Annotated in this window: 2 protein-coding genes; one reads left to right on the top strand and one right to left on the bottom strand. The window is 69.2% G+C overall.

All coding sequences use genetic code 11. From position 1 onward, the window contains the following. Window positions 1–821 (top strand): RNA polymerase sigma factor (locus ACY45C_RS09920; RefSeq protein ID WP_462187332.1); only part of this gene is annotated, 821 nt, incomplete at its 5' end. Window positions 822–983: 162 nt separating this feature from the next. On the opposite strand, the gene ACY45C_RS09915 is transcribed toward ACY45C_RS09920, so the two are convergent. Next, window positions 984–1,420: AMP-binding enzyme (locus ACY45C_RS09915; protein WP_462187331.1), on the bottom strand; the 437-nt coding region annotated here is incomplete at its 5' end.

The following is a 1,420-nucleotide window of genomic DNA, read 5'->3' as shown; positions in this document are numbered from 1 at the left end:
GGGTCGAGGCGGGCCTGTTCGCCGAGTACAAGCTCGAGAGCGTCCCCGACCTGCCCGCCGACCTTTGTCGTGACCTCGGTCTGCTCGTCAAGGACGGCCATGCCGCCAAGCAGCAGCTCGTCTCGGCGAACCTGCGGCTGGTGGTCTCCGTCGCCAAGAAGTACAGCGGTCGCGGGATGACCTTGCTGGACCTGGTCCAGGAGGGCAACCTCGGCCTTATCCGCGCGGTGGAGAAGTTCGACTACGCCAAGGGCTACAAGTTCTCGACCTATGCAACCTGGTGGATCCGCCAGGCTATCGGCCGGGCGCTCGCCGACCAGGCGCGGACGATCCGCATCCCGGTCCACGTGGTCGAGCAGATCAACAAGATTACCCGGTTGCAGCGCCAGCTCGTCTCCACGCTCGGCCGTGAGCCGACCGACGAGGAGCTCGCCCGCGAGCTGGACATGCCGATCGAGCAGGTGGTGGAGCTGCGCCGGTATGCGCAGGACACCGTCAGCCTGGAGACCTCGGTCGGCGACGACGGCGACTCCGTGCTCGGCGACTTCATCGAGGACTCCGACGCGACCTCCCCGGCGGACGCCGCCTCCTACGGCGCCATGCAGGACGAGATCGATAACGTCCTCGGTGGCCTGAGCCCGCGGGAGCGCGAGGTGATGCGGCTGCGCTTCGGTCTCGCCGACGGCAAGCAGCACACCCTCGCCGAGGTGGGCAACCGGCTCGGCCTGACCCGTGAGCGCATCCGTCAGATCGAGCGGGACACGCTTCGGGAGCTGCGCAAGCCCGCCGTCGCCGGTCGGCTGCGCGAGTTCCTCGACTGATCGATCGGGCGAACGCACCTCCGGTCGGGTCTGCGGGGCACGTGCACAGGTGCACGGGGGTGGAAGACAGGAGTACCGCGATCATGGCGGTCACGTCATGATCGCGTGATCGATGAAAGCCGGATCTTCGTTTTTGCCGGGCGAAGATCCGGCTTTGCCGTATCAGGCTCCGGGTTCGGCCTCGGGTTCGGCCTCCCCGCCGGATCCGGTGCCGGGTTCCAGCGTGGTTCCCGTCCTCGGCTCCGGCGCCGACCGCCGGGACCGGGCCGAGGCGGCGGCGAAGGGCAGCAGGGCATCGGGGTTGGCGACCGAGTCGAGGCTCACGGCTTCGTCCAGGGCGGTTCCGGCGAGCAGGCGCTTCACCGGTACCTCGAGCTTCTTGCCGGTGTGGGTCCGAGGGATCTCGGTGATCTCGATGATCCGGTCGGGGACGTGGCGTGGGCTGAGTTCGGCGCGCAGAACCTCGCGCAGCCGGGCGGCCACCGCATCGGTCAGGCCGGGCTCGGTGAGGACGACGAAGAGGAGCAGCTCGCCGTGCCCGCGCTCGTCCGCGGTGTCGACCGCGAGGCTGTCTGCGATCCCGGGGGCCCGCTCGACCA

Source organism: Frankia sp. CcWB2 (assembly GCF_977927585.1).
This window is presented reverse-complemented; position numbering and strand designations above follow the sequence as displayed.